At 40.9% G+C, this 20,603-nt stretch carries 13 protein-coding genes; 5 read left to right on the forward strand and 8 right to left on the reverse strand.

Annotated elements, in window-relative coordinates:
• Positions 1-26 precede the first annotated feature (26 nt).
• The 6 genes from GGR21_RS11405 to GGR21_RS11430 form a co-directional block, all read right to left on the reverse strand.
• Positions 27-695, reverse strand: a complete 669-nt coding sequence (locus tag GGR21_RS11405; protein WP_183307355.1) for a 2-C-methyl-D-erythritol 4-phosphate cytidylyltransferase — start codon at positions 693-695, stop codon at positions 27-29.
• Complete coding sequence (xseB, locus tag GGR21_RS11410) at positions 692-889, reverse strand: exodeoxyribonuclease VII small subunit (RefSeq protein WP_183307356.1); 198 nt, start codon at positions 887-889, stop codon at positions 692-694. Before xseB ends, GGR21_RS11405 begins: the two co-directional genes overlap by 4 nt.
• An 18-nt stretch (positions 890-907) precedes the next feature.
• A complete protein-coding gene (gene xseA, locus GGR21_RS11415) occupies positions 908-2,281 on the reverse strand; it encodes an exodeoxyribonuclease VII large subunit (RefSeq protein ID WP_183307357.1) in 1,374 nt (457 codons plus the stop codon).
• Positions 2,282-2,356: 75 nt separating this feature from the next.
• Positions 2,357-3,745, reverse strand: coding sequence for a S8 family peptidase (locus GGR21_RS11420; protein ID WP_183307358.1), 1,389 nt, complete (start codon positions 3,743-3,745; stop codon positions 2,357-2,359).
• Positions 3,746-3,842: 97 nt separating this feature from the next.
• A complete protein-coding gene (locus GGR21_RS11425; RefSeq protein WP_183307359.1) occupies positions 3,843-4,796 on the reverse strand; it encodes a nitrilase family protein in 954 nt (317 codons plus the stop codon).
• 183 nt (positions 4,797-4,979) lie between these two features.
• Entirely contained in the window at positions 4,980-7,733 is a 2,754-nt protein-coding gene (locus tag GGR21_RS11430) for a TonB-dependent receptor (RefSeq protein ID WP_246348056.1), read from the reverse strand.
• A gap of 245 nt (positions 7,734-7,978) precedes the next feature.
• Here GGR21_RS11430 and GGR21_RS11435 point away from each other — a divergent pair, with 245 nt between their 5' ends.
• From GGR21_RS11435 to GGR21_RS11450, 4 genes are all read left to right on the forward strand, one after another.
• Complete coding sequence (locus GGR21_RS11435; RefSeq protein WP_183307361.1) at positions 7,979-10,474, forward strand: FtsK/SpoIIIE family DNA translocase; 2,496 nt, start codon at positions 7,979-7,981, stop codon at positions 10,472-10,474.
• 601 nt (positions 10,475-11,075) lie between these two features.
• Positions 11,076-11,840: a phBC6A51 family helix-turn-helix protein gene (locus tag GGR21_RS11440; RefSeq protein ID WP_183307362.1), complete on the forward strand. Its 765-nt coding sequence runs from the start codon at positions 11,076-11,078 to the stop codon at positions 11,838-11,840.
• 132 nt (positions 11,841-11,972) lie between these two features.
• Entirely contained in the window at positions 11,973-14,633 is a 2,661-nt protein-coding gene (locus GGR21_RS11445) for a transglutaminase domain-containing protein (protein WP_183307363.1), read from the forward strand.
• A gap of 24 nt (positions 14,634-14,657) precedes the next feature.
• On the forward strand, positions 14,658-15,551 hold the full coding sequence (locus GGR21_RS11450; protein ID WP_183307364.1) for a SecDF P1 head subdomain-containing protein: 894 nt from the start codon (positions 14,658-14,660) through the stop codon (positions 15,549-15,551).
• Between the two features lie 40 nt (positions 15,552-15,591).
• On the opposite strand, the gene GGR21_RS11455 is transcribed toward GGR21_RS11450, so the two are convergent.
• Both GGR21_RS11455 and prfB read right to left on the reverse strand, forming a co-directional pair.
• Positions 15,592-18,363: an alpha/beta hydrolase family protein gene (locus GGR21_RS11455; RefSeq protein WP_183307365.1), complete on the reverse strand. Its 2,772-nt coding sequence runs from the start codon at positions 18,361-18,363 to the stop codon at positions 15,592-15,594.
• A gap of 25 nt (positions 18,364-18,388) precedes the next feature.
• A protein-coding gene (gene prfB, locus GGR21_RS11460; RefSeq protein ID WP_183307366.1) for a peptide chain release factor 2 occupies positions 18,389-19,502 on the reverse strand; the annotation gives its coding sequence in 2 pieces (ribosomal slippage) (positions 18,389-19,450 and positions 19,452-19,502; 1,113 coding nt in all).
• 495 nt (positions 19,503-19,997) lie between these two features.
• On the opposite strand from prfB, the gene GGR21_RS11465 reads away from it, so the two are divergent.
• Positions 19,998-20,453 (forward strand): GNAT family N-acetyltransferase, encoded by a 456-nt coding sequence (locus GGR21_RS11465; RefSeq protein ID WP_183307367.1) that lies wholly within the window; start codon positions 19,998-20,000, stop codon positions 20,451-20,453.
• Positions 20,454-20,603 lie beyond the last annotated feature (150 nt).

Here is a 20,603-nt window from a genome sequence, read left to right on the forward strand (position 1 = left end):
GCCTTATATAGTTTAAGTTTTCTGATCTAACTTTTTTGTAAAATCAATTCGCCTACTTTAAGATCGAAAGGCGTGGTTATCTTTATATTTGTTATTTCACCTTTCACCAAATGGATGTTTACTCCCATAGCTTCTACTACCGAAGCATCATCGGTAAAGGTATCATTATATTCCGTTTCATAGGCTTTTTTCAGAAGATGAGAGTGGAAAACCTGCGGCGTTTGCACCAGCCTTATCTTTGAGCGGTCTATGATCTTGCTTCTTTCCGCATCGATCATTTCCCGTAAACTGTCGGTGGAATCGATAACCGGAACCACAGCCTGATAAGTTGCTGTAGCATCGAAACATCTTTTTATCATTTCTGTTGATCCGAATGGGCGGACACCATCCTGTACGGCTACTATACCTTCTTTTATAAAGGATAGCCCGTTTTTAACAGAATGAAAGCGGGTTTCGCCGCCTGTGGCAATTGTATGCGGAATGGTGAAATTGTATTCTGAACAAAGTGCTTTCCAGTAGTCCTGATGCGAAACCGGCAACACAAGTACAATATTGATATTTTCGTCGAAGCTTCGGAAAGCGTTGAACGTATGCATCAATACTGGTTTACCCCCTAGCGGGATAAACTGCTTCGGCAAATCAATTCCCATACGTAGGCCCTTGCCTCCGGCTACTATGATCACATTGTTTTTCATTCTATCTTGTCTAAAATATTCTGTATCTCCACATTGGTCTTTTGCAACTTATCTTTACAGAACTTGATAAGGACAGCAGCCTTTTTCACTTCGTCGAGGAGTACATCCACATCCAGGTCTTCATTCTCGATGCGGTACATTATGTCCTGCAATTCCTGCATGGCTTCACCGTATGTTTGCTCTTTCTTTGCCATAAATCTGTATTTTTCTATTTACTCTTTTTTTACAACTGATGTCACCTTTCCATCAGAGAAAATGGTGGTGATTTCATCGTTTTCCTCCAGTGTATTCCCCTGCTTGATAACCTTGCCGTCTTTCATTGTCAGTGTATATCCTTTTCTCAGTATAGTTTCGGGAGAAGATAACTCCAGATGTTTTTCAATCATATCCAACTCGTTTAACTGGTCTTTGAATATATGCTGACAGGTATTCTTCAATGCATTTTCAATCAAAAGGAGTTTATTGTCGGAATTTTTCCGGTTTTGCTGTAAGTTTCTTTTTACTGTTTCTTCAAACTGACTGAAACGGCTTTCATTATCTTTGATGATACGTTGTAATCCTTTTTGTAAAACTGTTTTTGCCGAAGATAATAAAACTTCCTGTTCTTTGCGCCAGGCCTTTAGTACAAATGCATTTTTAGTCTCGAGAACATCGAGCAAAGCAAATTCGGTTTGCAGGCGTTGCTGAACCATAGAGACTATCGATTGTCCGGTTTCATCCAATTCAACGGCTGTTCTAACCATATTGTTAATTAGAAATTCGGCCACTGCCGTAGGTGTCTTTGCCCGGGTATGGGCCACAATGTCCAGGACTGTATCATCACGTTCGTGCCCTATTCCTGTTATTATAGGTAATGGAAACTGCGCACAGCTGGCAGCCAGCAGGTATGAATCGAAACTGCTGAGATCGGAAGTGGCACCTCCACCCCGGATAATGATTACAGCATCGAAGCAGTCGAGATTATCATAGATTCGTTCCAGTGCCGATATAATGGAATCTTCGGATCTGCCACCCTGCATAATGGCAGGGAACAGTTTCGTATAGAATGCGAATCCATAAGTGTTTTTATTCAATTGATCGAGGAAATCCTCATATCCGGCCGCCGTAGGGGAAGAAATAATGGCGATACGGTTTAGTGGCTCGGGAAGTGTCAGTTCCTTGTTGAGTGTCAGTACGCCGTCTTCTTCCAGTTGCCGGATTATGGCGGCTCTGTTCAATGCCTGATCACCTAATGTGTAACTGGGATCAATATCGTGTACTGTAAGGCTGAATCCATATAATTCGTGAAATTCGACACTCACCTGAACGAGAACTTTCAGTCCTGAGGTAAAGGGTTGCATCGTTTTGTTTTCGAAATATGCTTTGAGCATATAGAACGTATTTGCCCAGATCATTCCACGGGCTTTGGCTAGAAGCGTTTTTCCCTTGCCGTCTTTTTCTATAAACTCAAGGTAGCAATGCCCGTTCTGATTAACACGTACGTCGCTTGTCTCCGCACGAACCCAAAACATCTCGGGAAGAGAATCTGCCAAGACATTTTTTATCAGATGATTGAGTTCATATAGTGAGACCGCGGCGTTATTCATTTGATTATCCTTTATCCACGCCTTTTAAGGCGTGGCAATTTATAGAACTTAATAACCTTACCCCTGCGGGGGAATTCAGGGGGCTTTTTTATCGGCTATCTGTTGCGCCAATTCCATAGCCTTTGCCATATCGGGTAATCCGTATCCGTAATCTTCGTTATACGTCTCATACTGGTCGGAGGAACGTCTGACTGCATCTATTATCTCCATATTTGTAAGGGTAGGGAACGCCTGCCACAAACAGGCAACCATTCCGCACATAATAGGAGAAGAGAAGGAAGTGCCCGCTTTCATCGATACTTTTCCATTATCGTCTATTACTGAAGCAAATAGTCCTAATGCCATAACATCAGGCTTTACACGCAGGTCGGCAGTCATGCCGCGGGAACTGAACGGAGCCACAATAGAGTCTCGTTTTACAGCGCCTACCGTCAGCACATTTGCCGCATCCGATGGAGAAGTTATCTTTTCCCATTCGGAATCGCCTGAATTTCCCGCGCTTATGACCAGCAGGATGCCTTTTCTGGCAGCAGCGTTTGCGGCACGGGTTATGTATGCTGTCTTTCCATCGAGATCCTGATGTGTATAGCTCTTTGCCGGATAGTCGAAATTGTTGTATCCCAAAGAGGTATTTACAACGTCAATACCTACGCTATCGGCATATTCTATAGCTGTAGCCCAGTAATCTTCTTCGATAGGATACTCGCTTCTCGAATCTTCTGTGCTGAAAAGCCAGAAACCGGCTTCGGGCGCTGTGCCTACAAACTGCATGGGTTTGTTAGCCCCAATGCAGGACAAGACATTCAATCCGTGCTGATTGGCGTTTTCAAACAGGTCTTCATGTTCATATATAAAGCCTTTATAGCCTTTTATATCGAGATTATCCAGCATTTCTATCTCGGGCAGATGGTTAAATCCGGCATCGATAACCCCAATATGCATTCCTTTTCCCTTGAATCCGGCATTATGTAATACTTGTCCGTTATTCAGCTTTATATTCCGGTCGGCACTGCCATAGTTATTACCGAAAGCGATTGTTTCCATCGCAGGATATTTGATGATACTGTCATTATTTTCTTTCTTAACCACTGGCCTTCCTTTCCATACAAAAAGGGCATCGGAAACAAAAGGCAGTTCTTTATATTTTTCAACCAAAGAACTATCTGAACAATGTACACTGATTGTTTTTTGCCATTTGCTTTTAGCCACAACGATTCCACCTACAGCCTCTACCTCTTTTATATATTCATTTGATAGAGGCAGGTCGGTTGAATCTATAGCGATCTTTTGTTTCATTCTCCTTTCTATTGCCCTGGGTGAAAGGAATTCTTCCGGTTTCTCAATCGAATAGGATGTTTTGCCTTTATCTTTTAATTTCAGGCGGAATTTATAGTTGTATTCTTGTGCCATAGATACAGATGCCACTACAAATAAACTGCAAAGCAGTGTAAGTAACTTTTTCATCAAATTTTTTCTGTTTTATATAAATACAAATGTAACCAAATAGTTTGGGGTATTTCTGTGTATAATTAAATTTTTAACCGCTCCAGTGTCCCTTTTACTACTCTTTCTTGTCAAGCCAGACTACTTTTTGCTCAGGCGTATGCTCCATTCCTATTATATCTCTGTACAGGCCGGGGCGTCTGGCTTTTATGTAGCGATGGGCGCCACAATCTGTTATTTTACTATCCACACAGGTGCCAATGGCTATATTGTTATCTAGTTTAGTACATTCGGCTATTATATCCCCGAACGGATCAATGATCATGGAGCATCCGTTTTTCAACTGGTCGTCGTCCATGCCGATAGGATTTGAGAATACAACATAAATACCGTTATCGTAAGCTCTGGCCGGTAACCATTTCATTAGCCAGGCACGCCCTTTCAGCCCGTTAAATTCGGCGCGTAATGATGTCGGATCACTTTCCCGGTTATGCCATAACGCAGGATCGACAAACCCTGCTCCGGGTCTTGTCGAAGGGGTGCACATGGTGACATGCGGCATAAATATAATATCAGCGCCGAGCAATGTCGTAGCCCTTACGTTTTCTATGATATTATTGTCATAACAGATGAGAATACCACATTTCCAACCATTCAGATCGAAAGTGACATATTCATTGCCGGGTTTCAGGTATTTATTTATAAAAGGGTGTAATTTCCTGTATTTTGCTTTCAGTCCGTTCTTATCTACACAAATGTAAGCTTTGTATAGCTCGTTTTCGGTCGTTTTCTCAAACAGGCCTGCAAGGATCACAATATTGTTCTTTTTTGCTGCCTCTGTTAATCTTTTCACGCTTTCCCCTTCGGGAATTAGTTCTGCGAGATCGAGCATCTGGTTCTCGGACAATTTACGCGCAAAGGTATATCCGGTAACAGAGCATTCGTGGAAAGCTATGACGTCTGCTCCTTTTTCGGAAGCTTCTTTCGATAGCTTGTCTATCATGTCCAGATTATAGTTTTTGTCTCCGCTTTTGTTTTCGAACTGTGCTGTTGCGATTTTCAGGTTCTTCATGGTTGTTAAAATTTAGAAATACAAAGTAATTGTAAAAACCATAATGATTTGCCGGCTCCTTAATTCTTTAATAAAAAATAAGATTTTTCATAAAACGGAAAACTTTATAAATGATAAAGGCAATAAAAAATCCGTAATTTTTGAAAATTACGGATTTGTATTATTTTCTTCAATGAACAAAAATTACATATGACGACGTCCACCACCTCCGGGACCACTGGGACCGCGCATGCGAGGAACTTCCATATCACTGCCACTCATTCCTTTGAAGGATTGGAAACGGATAGTTAATCCTACCATAAAGTAGCTGCCAAGGGTATTGGATGAGCTAAATGATTCCATTTCTGCATTAGATGAGCGTGTTATGCTGGTTTGGTCTTTCAGTATATCATATATTCTGAATTTAAGTGTTGCCGGCAATGTGGTTTTACTGTCACCCGATTTGAAAGAAATATTGAAATCTTTAGCCAGTTCGGCGTTCCACAACCATGAATTTACTTGATATCCGGCTGCATATCCCGAGTTGGACGAATAGTTGAGATCGCTGGCCAGTACAAAGCTATATGGCAAATACCATGTGAAACTGCCCGAACCGCCGTAATTATAAGTAGTTTGATTCTCATTTACTGAATAAGAGTTTACGGTTCTTTCATATGTCAGATTTCCTCCGAGATCGAACTGGAATTTGTCTGAGTTGAATTTCAAACCGAGCCTTTCGTTTATATTATATACATTGGCTGTGTTCTTATTTCTTATGTCACTGGCACGTTCATACAAATAGGTATTATCCCTTGTATAGTTAGCAAAGGTATTAGTGCTTACCGAGAAACTTTTGTTTTTGAGTGGAGTATTGTACATGAACATTGCCCTCCCGCTCATATTACCATCCATATTTTCGTAAGTGGTATTGCGGCTGTTATTCTCACCGGTACGGGTGATGCCTATGATATCATTTGTTACATAGCTGAGGTTGAGGAATGCCATTATAGAAGATGCCTTTTCGGGGATATACTTACGGTAACGGACTTCGAGCCTGTGTTGGAAGCTTGGTTTCAGGTTGGGATTACCCCATGTTGTATCAGTTGCATTTTGAGATATGATCCCATCAAACAACTGATCGGTATTTGCCTGGTTAGTTTGGCCATTGTATCTGATACGTAAATTGTGTTGCCGGCTCCAGAGGTAATTATATTCAAATCGTGGAGCAAAGTTCAGGTAATTTTTTGCCTGATTTCTGTTTTCTTCTTCATTCGGCTTCACTACTGATGTCCTTGACCGCGACGGCATCAACTCCAACCCGATAGTATAGTTGTATTTTTGACGACGGCTTTGGAAATTAGCAGATATTTTTTGTGTTAAGAAGTCGTTTTTTGTGTTACGCGTGTAGTCTGCTGCTATTTTAGAATATGTATTTGTTATCGTATCTTTATCATAAGTTATCTTATCTGTTTCGGAATGGGTATTTCTTATATCGTAAGCCAATTCGATAAAATTGTTGTGTCCCACGGGTTCAAGGTAAGAAACGCGCGCACGTATATTGTAGCTATTATTCTCTTGACGATATATCTGATCTTGAATAGCGACAGAATCCTTGTTATAATAATGGGTATAGGAATAGGTATCTCCATTGGTATCTCCATCCGATAAACCACCCGAAACTTCGAAGGAAACGCTACGACCTTTATCATTCAGTTTTCGGTTTATCAATAAATTCCCGTTAAACTTGAACGTGTCGCCAGCTGAAGAAGAATTACCATCCGATAAATAATCGTTAAGTGGTTCTGCTGTGCTTGTTCTTTCACTGTTATTGACCGACTGGCTTGCCGATTTGTTATAAGAAAAATCGGGGCGGAAGATTATATTGGTCAGACTGTCGGGCGTCCATTCGAAACGTAAACGTGTACTGAAGTCCTTATTGTCTGTGTTCTGTATGCTTGACCTTTTTTCCGACATGCTGCCGTCCTTGTATGTTGTGCTGCTTTCAGTTTCTACATCGGTATTTCGACCATTATATTGAATGTCGCCGTCATATTTGAATTTGCTGGATGGTTCCATTGCAATGTTTATACCTCCCATTGTGGTTTCGGTAATACCGCGGTTGCCTCCCCAGCTTCGTCTACCGCCACTACCTGCGGCATTATTATTATTGTTGAAATTGCCCAATGCAGTAAACCGATTATCATTCTTGGCTATATTTACAAAGCCACCGGCTTCGTAGCGATCTTTACTGCCGTAGCCGCCATTTACGCTGGCCATTATACCCTCCTTCATTCCCGGACGGGCTACCAGGTTTATCACGGTTTGCTCTTCCCCATCGTCGAATCCGGTAAGGCGTGCCATATCCGACTTCTGGTCGAGTACCTGTAACTTCTCTATCATTTTGGCCGGCAGGTTTTCCGATGCAACTTTTGGGTCGTTGCTGAAAAATTCCTTTCCATCGACTAAAATCTTTGTGATATCCTTGCCGTTTATGGTGATTTTTCCGTCAGCATCTATCTCTGCTCCGGGTATCTTTCTTATCAGGTCGCCCAGCACTGCTGTTTCTTGTACTTTATATGAGTCGGCATTATATTCTACTGTGTCGCCTTTGACTATAATCTCGGGAGCTTTGGCTTCTATAACCGCTTCGCTAAGCATTACGGCATCTTCTTTCAAGTAAATATCGCCTAGCACAGCAATACCGTTACGTGCATTCACCTTGAAAAACTGACTTATATAGCTCATAAATGAGACCTGAACAATATAAGATCCACGCTTGATATTTATACTAAATTTACCTTTGTTATCGGTAACTCCGCCTCCGACATAAGTACTATCGTTGGCATTTAACACACGAATACTCGCCATCTCGATGGTTTCCTTTGTGACATCGTCATATACTGAACCTGTGATATTGGTAGTCTGAGCCTGAGCATTCAAACCGAGAATTACACACATCAAGATGATTAAGGGTATATACCTTTTCATTGTTTCCTTAAAATATATTTACGTTTGATTGACTTATCTGACTGCTGAAACATTAAAAGGTTTAATCACTTCTGCTTTTTTATTTTATTTTTTTAAATATTTCGGAAATAGAAAGATAAAAAAGCCAACAGCAATCCTTCATAAAAAAGCATTATATTTGTATGTTTGATTAATTAATAACAAAAGATTTAAGAGAGCCCTGCTCGCTTCACTATATGGCAAAAAAAACTATTCAGAGAAAGAAAAATCAAGATAATAAAGTTGCTTCGTTCATTGAGTTTATCAAGAAGGAACGAAGCCGTTTCCTCTTTGGAGTGATCCTTACATTTGTGGGGGCATATATTTTGCTGGGGGAAATTTCGTTCTTCGTAACCGGAGCAGCTGACCAAAGCAAAGTTGCCAACAAAACCTTTTTCGAGCTGGTTTCGCAAAAGCAGCAGATCAGCAACTGGACGGGAGTTGCCGGGGCATTTATTGCCGAGCGACTTGTTAATGGATGGTTTGGTATTTTCTCTTTATTGATCCCTGTATATTTTGTCCTTATGGGGTTGAAGCTGATGCGGGTATTGCATATTTCGGCAATACGGTCTTTTCTGCTTATTTCATTTGCCATGATATGGGGTTCGATTACCAGTGCATTTTTACTTTCCCGCATTTTTACGGGAAGCCACATTATCTGGGGAGGATATCACGGACAATATATCGAACAGTTTCTTGAAGCAGCATTAGGAATTCCAGGTGTAATTATGATTATTCTCCTGCTTCTTGTGATATTCCTGATCATCACCAAAAAAGCCTCGATGGAATTTTTCAGGGGGCTGTTTAAAAATCCATTGAAGGCTAAAGCACCGGAAGTCGATCCAGAACTCGATAATTATTATGAGGAAGAAGAACCCGAAGAAGAGAAGAAAAGCTTCTTCAGCTTTTTAGATCGTTTTAGAAAGAAGAAAAAGACAGAGGAAGAAGAGAGCGGGGAATTTACCGGAGATTTTCCTGCTGAGGAAATAATTCCTAAGAAGAAAGTCACCCCGGCGAAAACAATGCAATTGGATAATGATTTTGAGATTGTTGTACCTCAGGACGAGGAGTTTGTTCAACCTGCGACCAATAATAATATTCACCCTAAAGTTGAAATCAATAAACCGGTGGGTGAAGATGGTATTGACGATCTGCTTCCCGAAGGCGTAGAAGAAATGGAAGATTACGATCCGACGAAAGATTTATCGAATTTCCATTTTCCATCAAGCGAATTGTTGAAAGTATATGATACCACAGGCATAGGGGTAAATATGGAAGAACAAAACGCCAATAAAAGTAAGATCATCAATACCCTGCAAAACTATGGTATCGAGATTACATCCATTAAAGCAACTGTAGGCCCTACTATCACATTATATGAAATAGTACCGAAAGCGGGAGTGCGTATTTCGAAGATTAGAAATCTGGAAGACGATATCGCATTAAGCTTGTCGGCTCTGGGCATCCGTATCATTGCGCCGATGCCGGGTAAGGGAACTATTGGAATAGAGGTTCCTAACAAAGATCCGCAGATAGTATCGATGCAATCAGTGATCGCCTCACGTAAGTTTCAGGAAAGTACTTACGATTTACCCGTAGCGCTGGGTAAGACAATTACCAACGAGATATTTATGTTCGACCTTTGTAAGATGCCACACTTGTTGGTAGCAGGGGCAACAGGTCAGGGTAAATCGGTAGGGTTGAATGCCATCATAACATCATTGCTCTATAAGAAGCATCCGGCTGAAATGAAGATGGTGCTGGTAGACCCGAAAATGGTGGAATTCAATATCTATTCGAGGATAGAAAAACATTACTTGGCAAAATTGCCTGATGCAGAGAAAGCGATTATCACGGATGTTTCGAAAGTAACGCAGACCCTTAACTCGCTGACCAAAGAGATGGATGACCGTTACGAACTGTTGATGAACGCCGGTGTACGTAACATAAAAGAGTATAATGAGAAATTCCGCAAGCGGCGTCTTAACCCATTGAAAGGTCACCGATTCCTGCCTTATCTGGTTATCATCATCGATGAGTTTGGCGACCTGATAATGACCGCAGGAAAAGAAATTGAGATGCCTATTGCCCGTATTGCTCAAAAAGCCCGTGCTGTGGGGATGCACATGGTGATAGCCACGCAACGCCCGACAACAAATATTATCACTGGTACCATAAAAGCAAACTTCCCTGCCCGTATGGCTTTCCGGGTGACTTCACAGATCGACTCACGTACGATACTCGATATGTCGGGTGCAAATCAGTTGATAGGCCGTGGAGATATGTTGTTTTCGCAAGGTAGCGACCTCGTGCGCATTCAATGTGCATTTGTGGATACACCCGAAGTGGAAGGGATTGCCCAGTACATCGGAAATCAGCAGGGTTATGCAAGCGCATTTGAACTGCCGGAATATGTCGGTGATGCCGGAGGTGATGATAAGATTGGAAATATCGATCTGGGCGATCGTGATCCGCTGTTCGATGAAGCCGCCCGCCTGATCGTCGTGCATCAACAGGGCTCAACTTCACTGATACAACGAAAATTCTCTATCGGCTACAACCGTGCAGGACGACTGATGGATCAGCTGGAAGCAGCCGGGATCGTAGGCCCTACACAGGGTAGTAAGCCTCGCGACGTTATGATTGCAGATGAGTATAGTCTGGAGCAAAAGTTGAATACATTTGGTAATTGATAACAGGTTTATTAACAGGGTAGTGTGTGAAGTGTAGTGCCTGATTTTTATAAGAAAAAACAATAATTCTAAAAGTTTTCATTATATTTGGTATGTATAACCTTTAAATATCCATGATATGATGAAAAAAAGTAATTTAAGTCTTTTAGCGAGTTTTCTATGTACTGTCGTATTAGGGATTATATTTCATTTTCAAGGTACTGTTTTTTATATATTCGTCGGATTATTTGCTGTGTCACTCGTATCTCATTTTATAGTTTATTTTAGAGAAAAGAAAAAGGGGAATGAGAATACTACAATATGATTTAGTATTTAAATTTGACTCTGATTTCTATAAAAATTCAACTCTACATTTGTGAAAAAATCACTTATGTAAAAGTTGTCATCTATCCTTTTGTATACCAATAATACGAAAACCAAAAATTGTTATATCTAAATGCGGATAAGCGGGCAGTTTATTTCGTCGGTTACTTTATCCTTTTTTAACATAATTATTCCTATAATATACTTTGCCAGTTATCTCTGCTAAAAAGTAGCCAAGAGAGATACTATTTCTACTGTCTACTGTCTACCGCCTACTAACTACTAAATTCTAATAATTATGGCAAAGTATAATGAAACATTAGCAACCCGAATTACCACACTGATCGCAGAAGAATTGTGCAGTGTGTCGGATATCTGTAAAGCGACAGGAATCAGCAGGAATACATTTTATAAGTGGAAGCGTGAAAATCCGGCTTTCAGCCATGAAATAGAGGATGCGATGGAATACCGCAGCGAAGTATTATTGTCGATGGCTTATTCTTCTATTAAACAACGTTTGGAACGTCATACGATTGCTGAAGAAAAAGACACTTATATTCCTGATGAAACGGATTCAGGCAATCTGAAATTCAAATCGAGGATAATCCGGAAGAAAGAACGCCTGCCCGACCTTAGAACTATAAAAATGATTCTGGACAGAGCCGATAAGAAAATTAAGGATGAAAAATTAAAAATTAAGAATGAAGAAGCGGAAGTGAATTGTAAAGCCGTCGGAGCCGGAAACGAAGGGATGGAAATTAAGAATGGGGAGAATGAATCATTTGCTGTAAAGCAGGAAATTCCCGAACAAGATATAATTATTATTGATCAACAGCCGCCCCTAGCAGAAAATAATCCCTCGCTCGCGCAGACTTCCAGTCTGTGTGCTGCGAAGCAAGAAAGATCGCTCGAGGAGGCACAGACAAGATGTCTGCGCCAGCGAGAGCCTGATGCGAAAACAGTAGCAATAAAGAATATTAAAAACAGCATAAAGCTACTGAATGATAAAAGTTGTTGTAAAAATCACAGGAAACGAAAATACAGTATAAAAGAAACAGCATAAAAAAATGTAAAAGTGTAACTTTTGTTACTTTTTAGTTTGCCGAAGCCCTGTTTAAAGCACCCCTAAAATATAAAGAATTACAAAGAAAACTTGTAACTTGCATCCTTTGTAATTCAAAATCTAATAGCGGGTATGAAAAAATCATTTCTTTATTTTGCTTTCGCTTTACTTATATCCCTTTTCATAAGTAAATGTAATATTTCCTCTGATGAACATTTCCTGAAAGATGAAAATTACAGGAAACAGGTTCACGAGCAGTTCCTCAAAAGGAAGGAGCTGGCTGCGGGGCGGGGCGAACAATTATTTTCGGTGTTCGATAAGGAAAATCTTACCATACAGCAACGGGAAGCGCTGGAATTCCTTTATGCGTATATGCCACTGTCTGATCTGGCTGATTACGACGGGGATTTCTTCCTCGGACAAGTGGATGCGGCTTTCGAGGCCAGGGAGTATTTCGATTGGGGGAAAAAGATACCCGATGATGTTTTCCGTCATTTTGTATTAGTCTACCGTGTGAACAATGAAAATCTGGATACAGCGCGGCAGGTCTTTTTCGATGAACTGAAAGACCGTGTGAAAGGACTTACCATGGAACAGGCCGTTCTCGAAGTAAATCACTGGTGCCACGAAAAAGTAACATATAAAGGTACTGACGGCCGCACTTCGTCACCACTGGCTTTGGTAAAAACCTCATGGGGGCGTTGTGGCGAAGAATCTACTTTTACAACCGCCGCTTTGCGTGCCGTGGGGATACCCGCACGGCAATGTTATACCCCCCGCTGGGTGCATACCGATGACAATCATGCCTGGGTGGAGGCTTGGGTAGACGGTAAATGGCATTATATAGGAGCCTGCGAACCTGATGCGGAACTTGATGTGGCATGGTTTTCTGCTCCTGTGAAACGGGCAATGATGGTGCATACCAATGTTTTCGGCCTATACAATGGCCCGGAGGAAAAGAATGTGCAGACAGAACTCTATTCGGTTATAAACCTGTTGCCAAACTATACCGAAACCCGGAGCCTGAAAGTGAAAATAACCGATGAAAAGGGAAATCCGGTTGAGGGAGCAAGTGTGAAGTTCAACGTTTACAATTATGCGGAGTTTTATCCTATTGCAACCGCTACTACCAGTAAAGAAGGAAGTGTGTCTGTTGTTACAGGGATGGGCGATGTATTTGTCTGGGCAAGCAAGGACGGTTTATCCGGTTATGGAAAATCGGAGGTGAAAGAGAATGAACTGGTTGTAAAACTAACGGACATGAGAGGCACACAACTGGACGAGAGCATAGTAATGAACGTCCCTGCCGAACAATCTGTCAAAGAACTTCCGGCGGAAAAGATCGCTGAAAATGCAAAGCGACTCGCCTATGAAGATTCTATACGCAATGCATATATGAATACATTCGTTTCGGAAGCTGATGCCCGTAGATTTGCGGCCGACAATAACCTTAACCCGGACAAGATATGGAATATATTATCAAAGTCTCAGGGAAACTGGCAGGAAATAAAAGCCTTTATCGGGAAAAATAAGGATAACGGTTATCTCTTCCCTTTCCTGGAATCTCTAAAAGATAAAGATCTGCGTGATACTCCAGCCGGATATTTATCCGATCACCTTATTGCTACGGGCTCATGGCCAAACGGAATTCCCGATTTCCATAAAAGGTATGCGCAATATATATTATCTCCTCGCATCGCTCTGGAACTGATCCGTCCGTGGCGCAGTTTCTTTAAAAAGGAGCTTTCGGCGGATTTTATAAATAAATCGAGGTCGGATATACAATATGTGATAGACTTTGTCAGGGATAGTATAAAGATCGATAATGATCAGAACTATTTCAAATGTCCGCTTTCGCCACAGGGTGTGTATGAGTTAAGAATAGCCGACAGCCATTCACGCAATATCTTCTTTGTGGCTCTTTGCCGCTCGATGGATATACTTACCCGTATCGATCCGGCTACAATCCGTCCGCAATATCTGAAAGCAGAGACTGGTTTGTGGACAGATGTATATTTTGATGAAAAATCGGAAGAAAAGCCAAAGGCATATATAGCATTCACCAATGCAAAAGGGAATATTGTGAAGCCGGGATATTATACACACTTCACTATCGCACGGTTCGACAATGGTAATTTCGTAACTCTGGATTATGAGGATGAAATAAAAGGTCTGCCTGCAAAGGTGACGGTTGATGCCGGATATTACCGTCTGATGACCGGTAGCAGGGCAAATGACGGTTCTGTCTCAATAGATACACGCTATTTTGAAATAAAGGAGAATGAGAATAAATCGCTGGAAATAAAATTACCGGAGGTGGACAGGGGCATACAGGTGCAAGGCATTGTAGACCCCAATACGATTGTTACCCTGGAAGACGGGGCAAAGAAAACCCTGAAGGAGCTAACGAATAAGAAAGGACTTGTTATCTGTTTTGCCGACCCAAACAAAGAGCCGAGCAAGCATATATTGCAGGATCTGCCTGCCGTGAAAGAGGCGCTTGACGATTGGGGCGGAGGTATATTGTATATTATTCCTGACGATAAAGTGAGTACGGCATTTAACAGAACTGCATTTGCAAATTTGCCGTCACAGTTGCTTTGGCTGACAGACGACAAACGCACTCTGTTGAACACGGTAGCCAGAGCATTGCAAATAGAATTTTCAGAGAATTTCCCATTGACGATCTATCTGTCAACTAACGGAGGAATCCTGTATTCTTCTCAAGGGTATCGTATCGGTATAGGGGAAGATATTCTAAAGACGATTGAGAAAGAAAAATCGACTAAATAATAAGCAAAATAGATAAAGGTGAAAATGAAATCTTTTTATAAATATATTGCAGCAACTATTCTTATTTTAATAATGAACACAGGGTGTCCGGCGGAGCCAAAACTAACTAAAAGCATTGTTTTCGAATTAGGAGGCGAATCAGGGAAATCTGATTCCTCGTCAGTAATTATCTCTGATATAACAAAAGTCGACAAAACGATTGCTATTATAAAAGAGAGATTACATTCCTATGGTATTGCCAACAAAATAGAGAGGAACACGGAAACAAACGATTATACCTTATGGCTACCTGAAAAAATCATAGATAATGCTGTGAAAAATCTTATTTCAACTACCGGGAAGATTGAATTATGGGAAACATGGGACATATCATCTCAGGAACTACCTTCTCCTCAGGACAGTGTATATAGATACATTATGACTCCACGCTATAATGCAAGTTTTTTCTTAGTCAATAAAGGAGAAATGGCTCAGGCCCGGCAGTTGCTAATGAGTTATGCCGCAGAAAAACAATGGCCACAGAATATAAAGTATGTTTGGGGTAAGAAACCTGCCTATGGAAAAGGTGATATGTACGAATTATATATGTTGCGTTCGATGCATCCTGTACAGACGCCTGTCATCACCAACGAACATATTAAAAAGGCTTTTTCCGAACAAAGTTATGGGCATTGGTCCATAGAAATAGAGCTAAATGCAACAGGAAGCAGCCGTTTCGCAAAAGCGACCAGGGAAAATATTGGGAAAGCGCTGGCTATTGTTATAGACAACAAAGTGTATAGTGCTCCTACCGTACAATCGGCTATTGAAGGCGGACGTTTACAAATAGCCGGAAATTTCACAAAAGCTGAGGTAGACGAATACGCTTCCATCCTGATGTATGAGGCACTACCACTATCAGTAACGATAAAAGAGTGATAAAAAAAGTCCGGCTTTTATAATGCCGGACTTTCTATATTTATTCTAATTCAAAACCGTAAGTCCGGCCTTTATCTATGGCGGGTACTCCGTTTTTCATCCATACAGGCATTGGGTCGCCTTTCAGGTAATGATCGAAGAATTGCTGCAAACGGACGGATAGGTCTTTCGCATTGCGGCGCTCTTTCAGGTTATGGGCTTCTTTGTTGTATTGAAGCATCCATACAGGTTTACCCAGACGGCGTAGGGCCATAAAGTATTCGATCCCCTGATACCATGGAACAGCCCCGTCATTATCATTATGCATGATAAGGAGAGGTGTCTTTACTTTATCGGCGAAGAACACAGGCGAGTTTTCTTTGTATAGTTCAGGAGCTTCCCACATAGTGGCACCTATACGCGATTGCGTTTGCTCATACTGATACTGGCGGCTCATACCGCTTTCCCAACGGATGCCATTGTAGGCGCTGAACATATTGGAAACAGGTGCCCCGGCTCCGGCTGCTTTGAACATATCGGTCTGTGTAACCAGATAGGCAACCTGGTAGCCACCCCAGCTTTGTCCCTGTATAGCCATATTGCTTTTGTCTATCCATGGATTTTTAGCCAGTTCTTCAACACCTGAGATGATAGAATTGTAGGCGCTTTTCCCCGGATGTCCGTCAGTATATTGTATGTCAGGAGTGAATACGATATATCCTCTGCTACAATAGAATGGAATATTGATGATAGAGCGACTTGGCGCAGGTGAAAAATACTGGTAAAGGTTATCAGAATGCTTTTCGTAGAAATATATCATCACAGGATATTTCTTATCTGGGTCGAAATCCTCAGGTTTATAGACAATGCCTTCAGATGGTTTGCCATCGAAAGTTGTCCATGATATCAGCTCGGCTGTACCCCAGTTGTAGTCTTTCATCTGAGGATTGATGTCGGATAATATTTTATCCGATTTCCAGAGGTCTGTAGTTACATACAGGTCTGTAGATGTATTGAAATTGCCCTTTGTGTAGCAATATACGTCTTTGTCTTTAGCTTTTGCCAGGTTGGAATAAGTATATTCCTCAAAGAACAGATCACTCTTCTTATTTCCATTTAATACGAGGAATCCGTTTTTCTTGGAGATGTTATCGAAGGCTGATAGAAGAAGTTTTTCTCCTTTCTTTATAAACCTGCTTTCCGGATCGGTCTTTATATAGCGGAAGGTTGTTTTGTTCTGGCGGCCAACATTTTTTGTGATATTTTCGGGTGCATTTGTCCCGCTTGGATCAAGTTTCCAGATATCATAAGCATCGTACACAAGTATAGCTTCGTCGTTTTCTGTCCATGCTGCAAATCCGTATGGAGTAGGGGGGGAGGGCATATCATATTTTTCGTCCCAGAAATTAATGTCCAATTCACTGGTAAGGCAGACCTCTTTGCCCGTCTCTATTGAATATGCATAATATTGCCTGTCGTTCAGGTCATACCATGCAATATATTTGCCATTCGGAGAAAGCATTGTGGGACCCTGTACCTTTGTTTTTATCTGTTTACTGGTATTTTGTTGCAGGTCGAGTACCCAGATATCATTCGTCTGGCGCGAAGCGATATCCCATTGCGTTTCAAACCTGTATTTCAGGTTCGATAATCCGATAGCGTATCTTCCGTTATCTTCATCAGATATTCTTACTACAGGCATATCTTCGGTTGCCAGTTGATAGAATTTTTCTCCATTATCCAGATCTATGTAAGACAAGTATGTGCGTTTGAGTTCCCTGTCTTTCTGAACGAGTTGTATTGGCTGGATCAGCGGTTCCTGCCAGTGCCAGATGTCCAGCTGGGCTTTCTCGAAATCGGGGATGGTCGTGTCTTTTGGTAATTGTATCGGAGCTATACCTAAAAATAACCGTTTCTCGTTTTTGCTGAATGACGGAGTACTATTCTCACTTACATTCCATTTGTCCGGTATCCCGGCCTTATATTTATCGGCTACCAGTTTTGCTGAATCTGCACCCGATTGAAAGTAATACAGAGCATAATCTTTTATCTCTTTCTTCAGGCTATCGCTAGTTGCCAGAAACGCCAGTCTGTTACCCAGTTCCGAAATGATCAGGTTTTTATAGGTGGTTTTCCCTTCCGATATGGTTTGTTTCTTATAACTAGCTAAGTCCATATATAGTACTCCTTTTTTACTCAGGGAATCCTTTGGGTTGGGATTTGCCAAGGCAGCAAAGGCTTTGCCATTCGGACTGAAAATATATTCGGTGATATTCTTGATCGTATCTTCTTTTTGGGAACTGAGATGACGAAGAATAAGGGTACGGGCTTTTTCTTCTTTCTTATCTTTAGTTTTCAGTGAATCATCAATTGTATAAGCTAAATAGTCTGAAAAGTCTTTTCCTGTCTTATAACTTTTTACATTCGGTATCTTAATTATGCCGAATTTATCAAGAGTAATAATAGACAGTGAGTCTTTCGGCATCTTTTCTTCTGCCGTCTTTTTTATCTTAGCCTGACGGGTAACAGTAAAAGGCGCTTTTATTAATGTGACTACATATTTTTGATCGGGAGTGATTGTGTAAATAGATCCACGGGGAATGATTAATTCTTTATATGACTTCAGATCTTTTATCAGCAGGTAATCATCCCCTTCCTGTTCTTTAACAACAGCTACAGAGAATTTGCCGTCATTGGTTACTTTCACATTGGAGATACTTTTCCATGAATCATAGACTGTGTGATCCAAGGGTTTCTTTTGGGCTATTCCCGGTATTGTGGTTAATGTTATAATACCGAGAATAACACATTTAAAGTATGCTTTCCTTTTCATAATTTAAGGTTTTATAATGTTTGAATTATGCCTCTTCGCCGAATTCCATCAGGTAGGCTTTGATAAAATCATCGATATCGCCGTCCATCACAGCATTCACGTTTGATGTCTGATGATTTGTACGGTGATCTTTCACACGGCGATCATCAAATACATAGCTGCGTATTTGTGAACCCCATTCAATTTTTTTCTTTCCGGCTTCTACTTTCGATTGTTCACGGCTGCGTCTTTCCAACTCCATTTCGTAAAGTTGCGATTTCAGCAAGCGGATTGCATTATCCTTATTTCCAAACTGGGAACGGCTTTCGGTATTCTCAATTACGATCTCTTTCTCTTCTCCGGTTTCAGGGTCTTTGTACTTATAGTGCAGGCGAACTCCGGTTTCCACTTTATTGACATTCTGACCTCCGGCACCACTCGAACGGAATGTATCCCATGTAATGTCGGATGGGTTGACATCGATTTCGATCGTATCATCCACTAAAGGCACAACAAAGACCGAAGCAAATGAAGTCATACGTTTTCCCTGCGCATTGAACGGAGAAACACGCACTAGACGGTGCACTCCATTTTCTGATTTCAGGTAGCCATAGGCATATTCGCCTTCAACCTGCAAAGTTGCGGTTTTTATTCCGGCATCATCGCCGTCCTGCCAGTTAGTAACGGTTGTTTTATATCCTTTCGATTCGCACCACCGCTGATACATACGGAACAGCATGGATGCCCAGTCCTGTCCTTCGGTTCCTCCGGCGCCACTGTTTATTTTGAGTACAGCTCCGAGTTTATCCTCTTCACGACGTAGCATATTCCTAAGCTCGAGGTTTTCGATCAGTCTCATTGCTTCGCTATATGCCAGATCGACTTCCTCTTCGGTGGTTACTCCCTCTTTCTGGAAATCAAAGGCGAGTTGTAATTCGTCGGTTGCTGCTTTTACTTCCGCATGTCCTTCTATCCATATTTTCAGCCCGCGGATTATTTTCATTTGAGCTTCGGCTGTTTTGGCATCGTCCCAAAAACCGGGAGTATGCGTCCTTAGTTCTTCTTCTTCAAGCTGTATTTTCTTCGCATCGACGTCAAAGATGCCTCCCCAGCGCTTCCTCGCGCTCCAACACTTCTTTTAGTTGGTCTATAGTTATCATATGTTCCTATTTTCTTTAATAAATGATTATGAGTGGCAAAAGTAAGAAAAATCAAATAGTTATTTCATTTAATATGATGAAATCTATTGGCATATTGCAAAAAAACAAATACTAGGCAAGTGTTAATCTGTGTTTAGTTCGTAAATTTATTGAAGCGGATGTTTGATTTTGAAACAGTTGAAAAAATGCATTGATAAATACTTTTGAGGATAAAAGATATTCAAGAGGAACATATTTATCCAAACGTTTAAACAATATAGATATTAAATTGTTGAAAGAAGTGGACAGGCTGAGAATGATATAATGCCTAGCCGGATAAGATTTAAAAAGAAGGCATTTTGAATGCTTTTATTAAGTAGTGTTTGTATAAGAGGAGGATTTATCTTCCTCTTTTTTTATTTGGTTTTGAGTAGCATATTATCTCAGAGAAATAAATTTTACCCCTTTTTCGCAATTTTTACGATATTCTTTATCTTTACTGCAAAAACAGAAAAGATGAAACAGGAACTGGAATGGAGAGTCAGTCTCTTCAGTGAATTATCAACAGAAGAGTTATACGGAATATTGCACTTACGTTGTAAGATATTTATTCTGGAACAGGATGCTCCGTATCTTGATATGGATTATAAAGATCAGAAAGCCATTCATCTGCATGGATACATAGGAGATAAACTGGTAGCATATTGTAGAATATTCAAAAGTGGAGATTATTTTGAAGACGCTTCCATTGGACGTGTAATTGTTGCCAAAGAATATAGGAAATACGGATATGGGCATGATTTAATGAAAAAGGCAATTGAACTGGAGAAGACCGAATTCGGAGAACGAAAAATAACATTGTCGGCACAACAATACCTGAAAAACTTTTATGAGAGCCACGGATTTTTACAAACTAGTGAAATGTACCTGGAGGATGGCCTGCCGCATATTCAAATGAAGAAAAATGACTGAAGCGATCAGGATACGGGAGAAGTATCTCATTTATGTATAAAAACAGACAAGATAGACAGGGTTTTATATGAATATAGGAAATATTTTAGGTTGAAGTCTTTTGTTTCTAAATAATTATCCATAAATTTGCAGCCCGAAAAAGAGAGGAGG

The sequence above is a fragment of the Dysgonomonas hofstadii genome, from assembly GCF_014196915.1.
In the GTDB taxonomy this organism is placed as follows: Bacteria; Bacteroidota; Bacteroidia; order Bacteroidales; family Dysgonomonadaceae; genus Dysgonomonas; species Dysgonomonas hofstadii.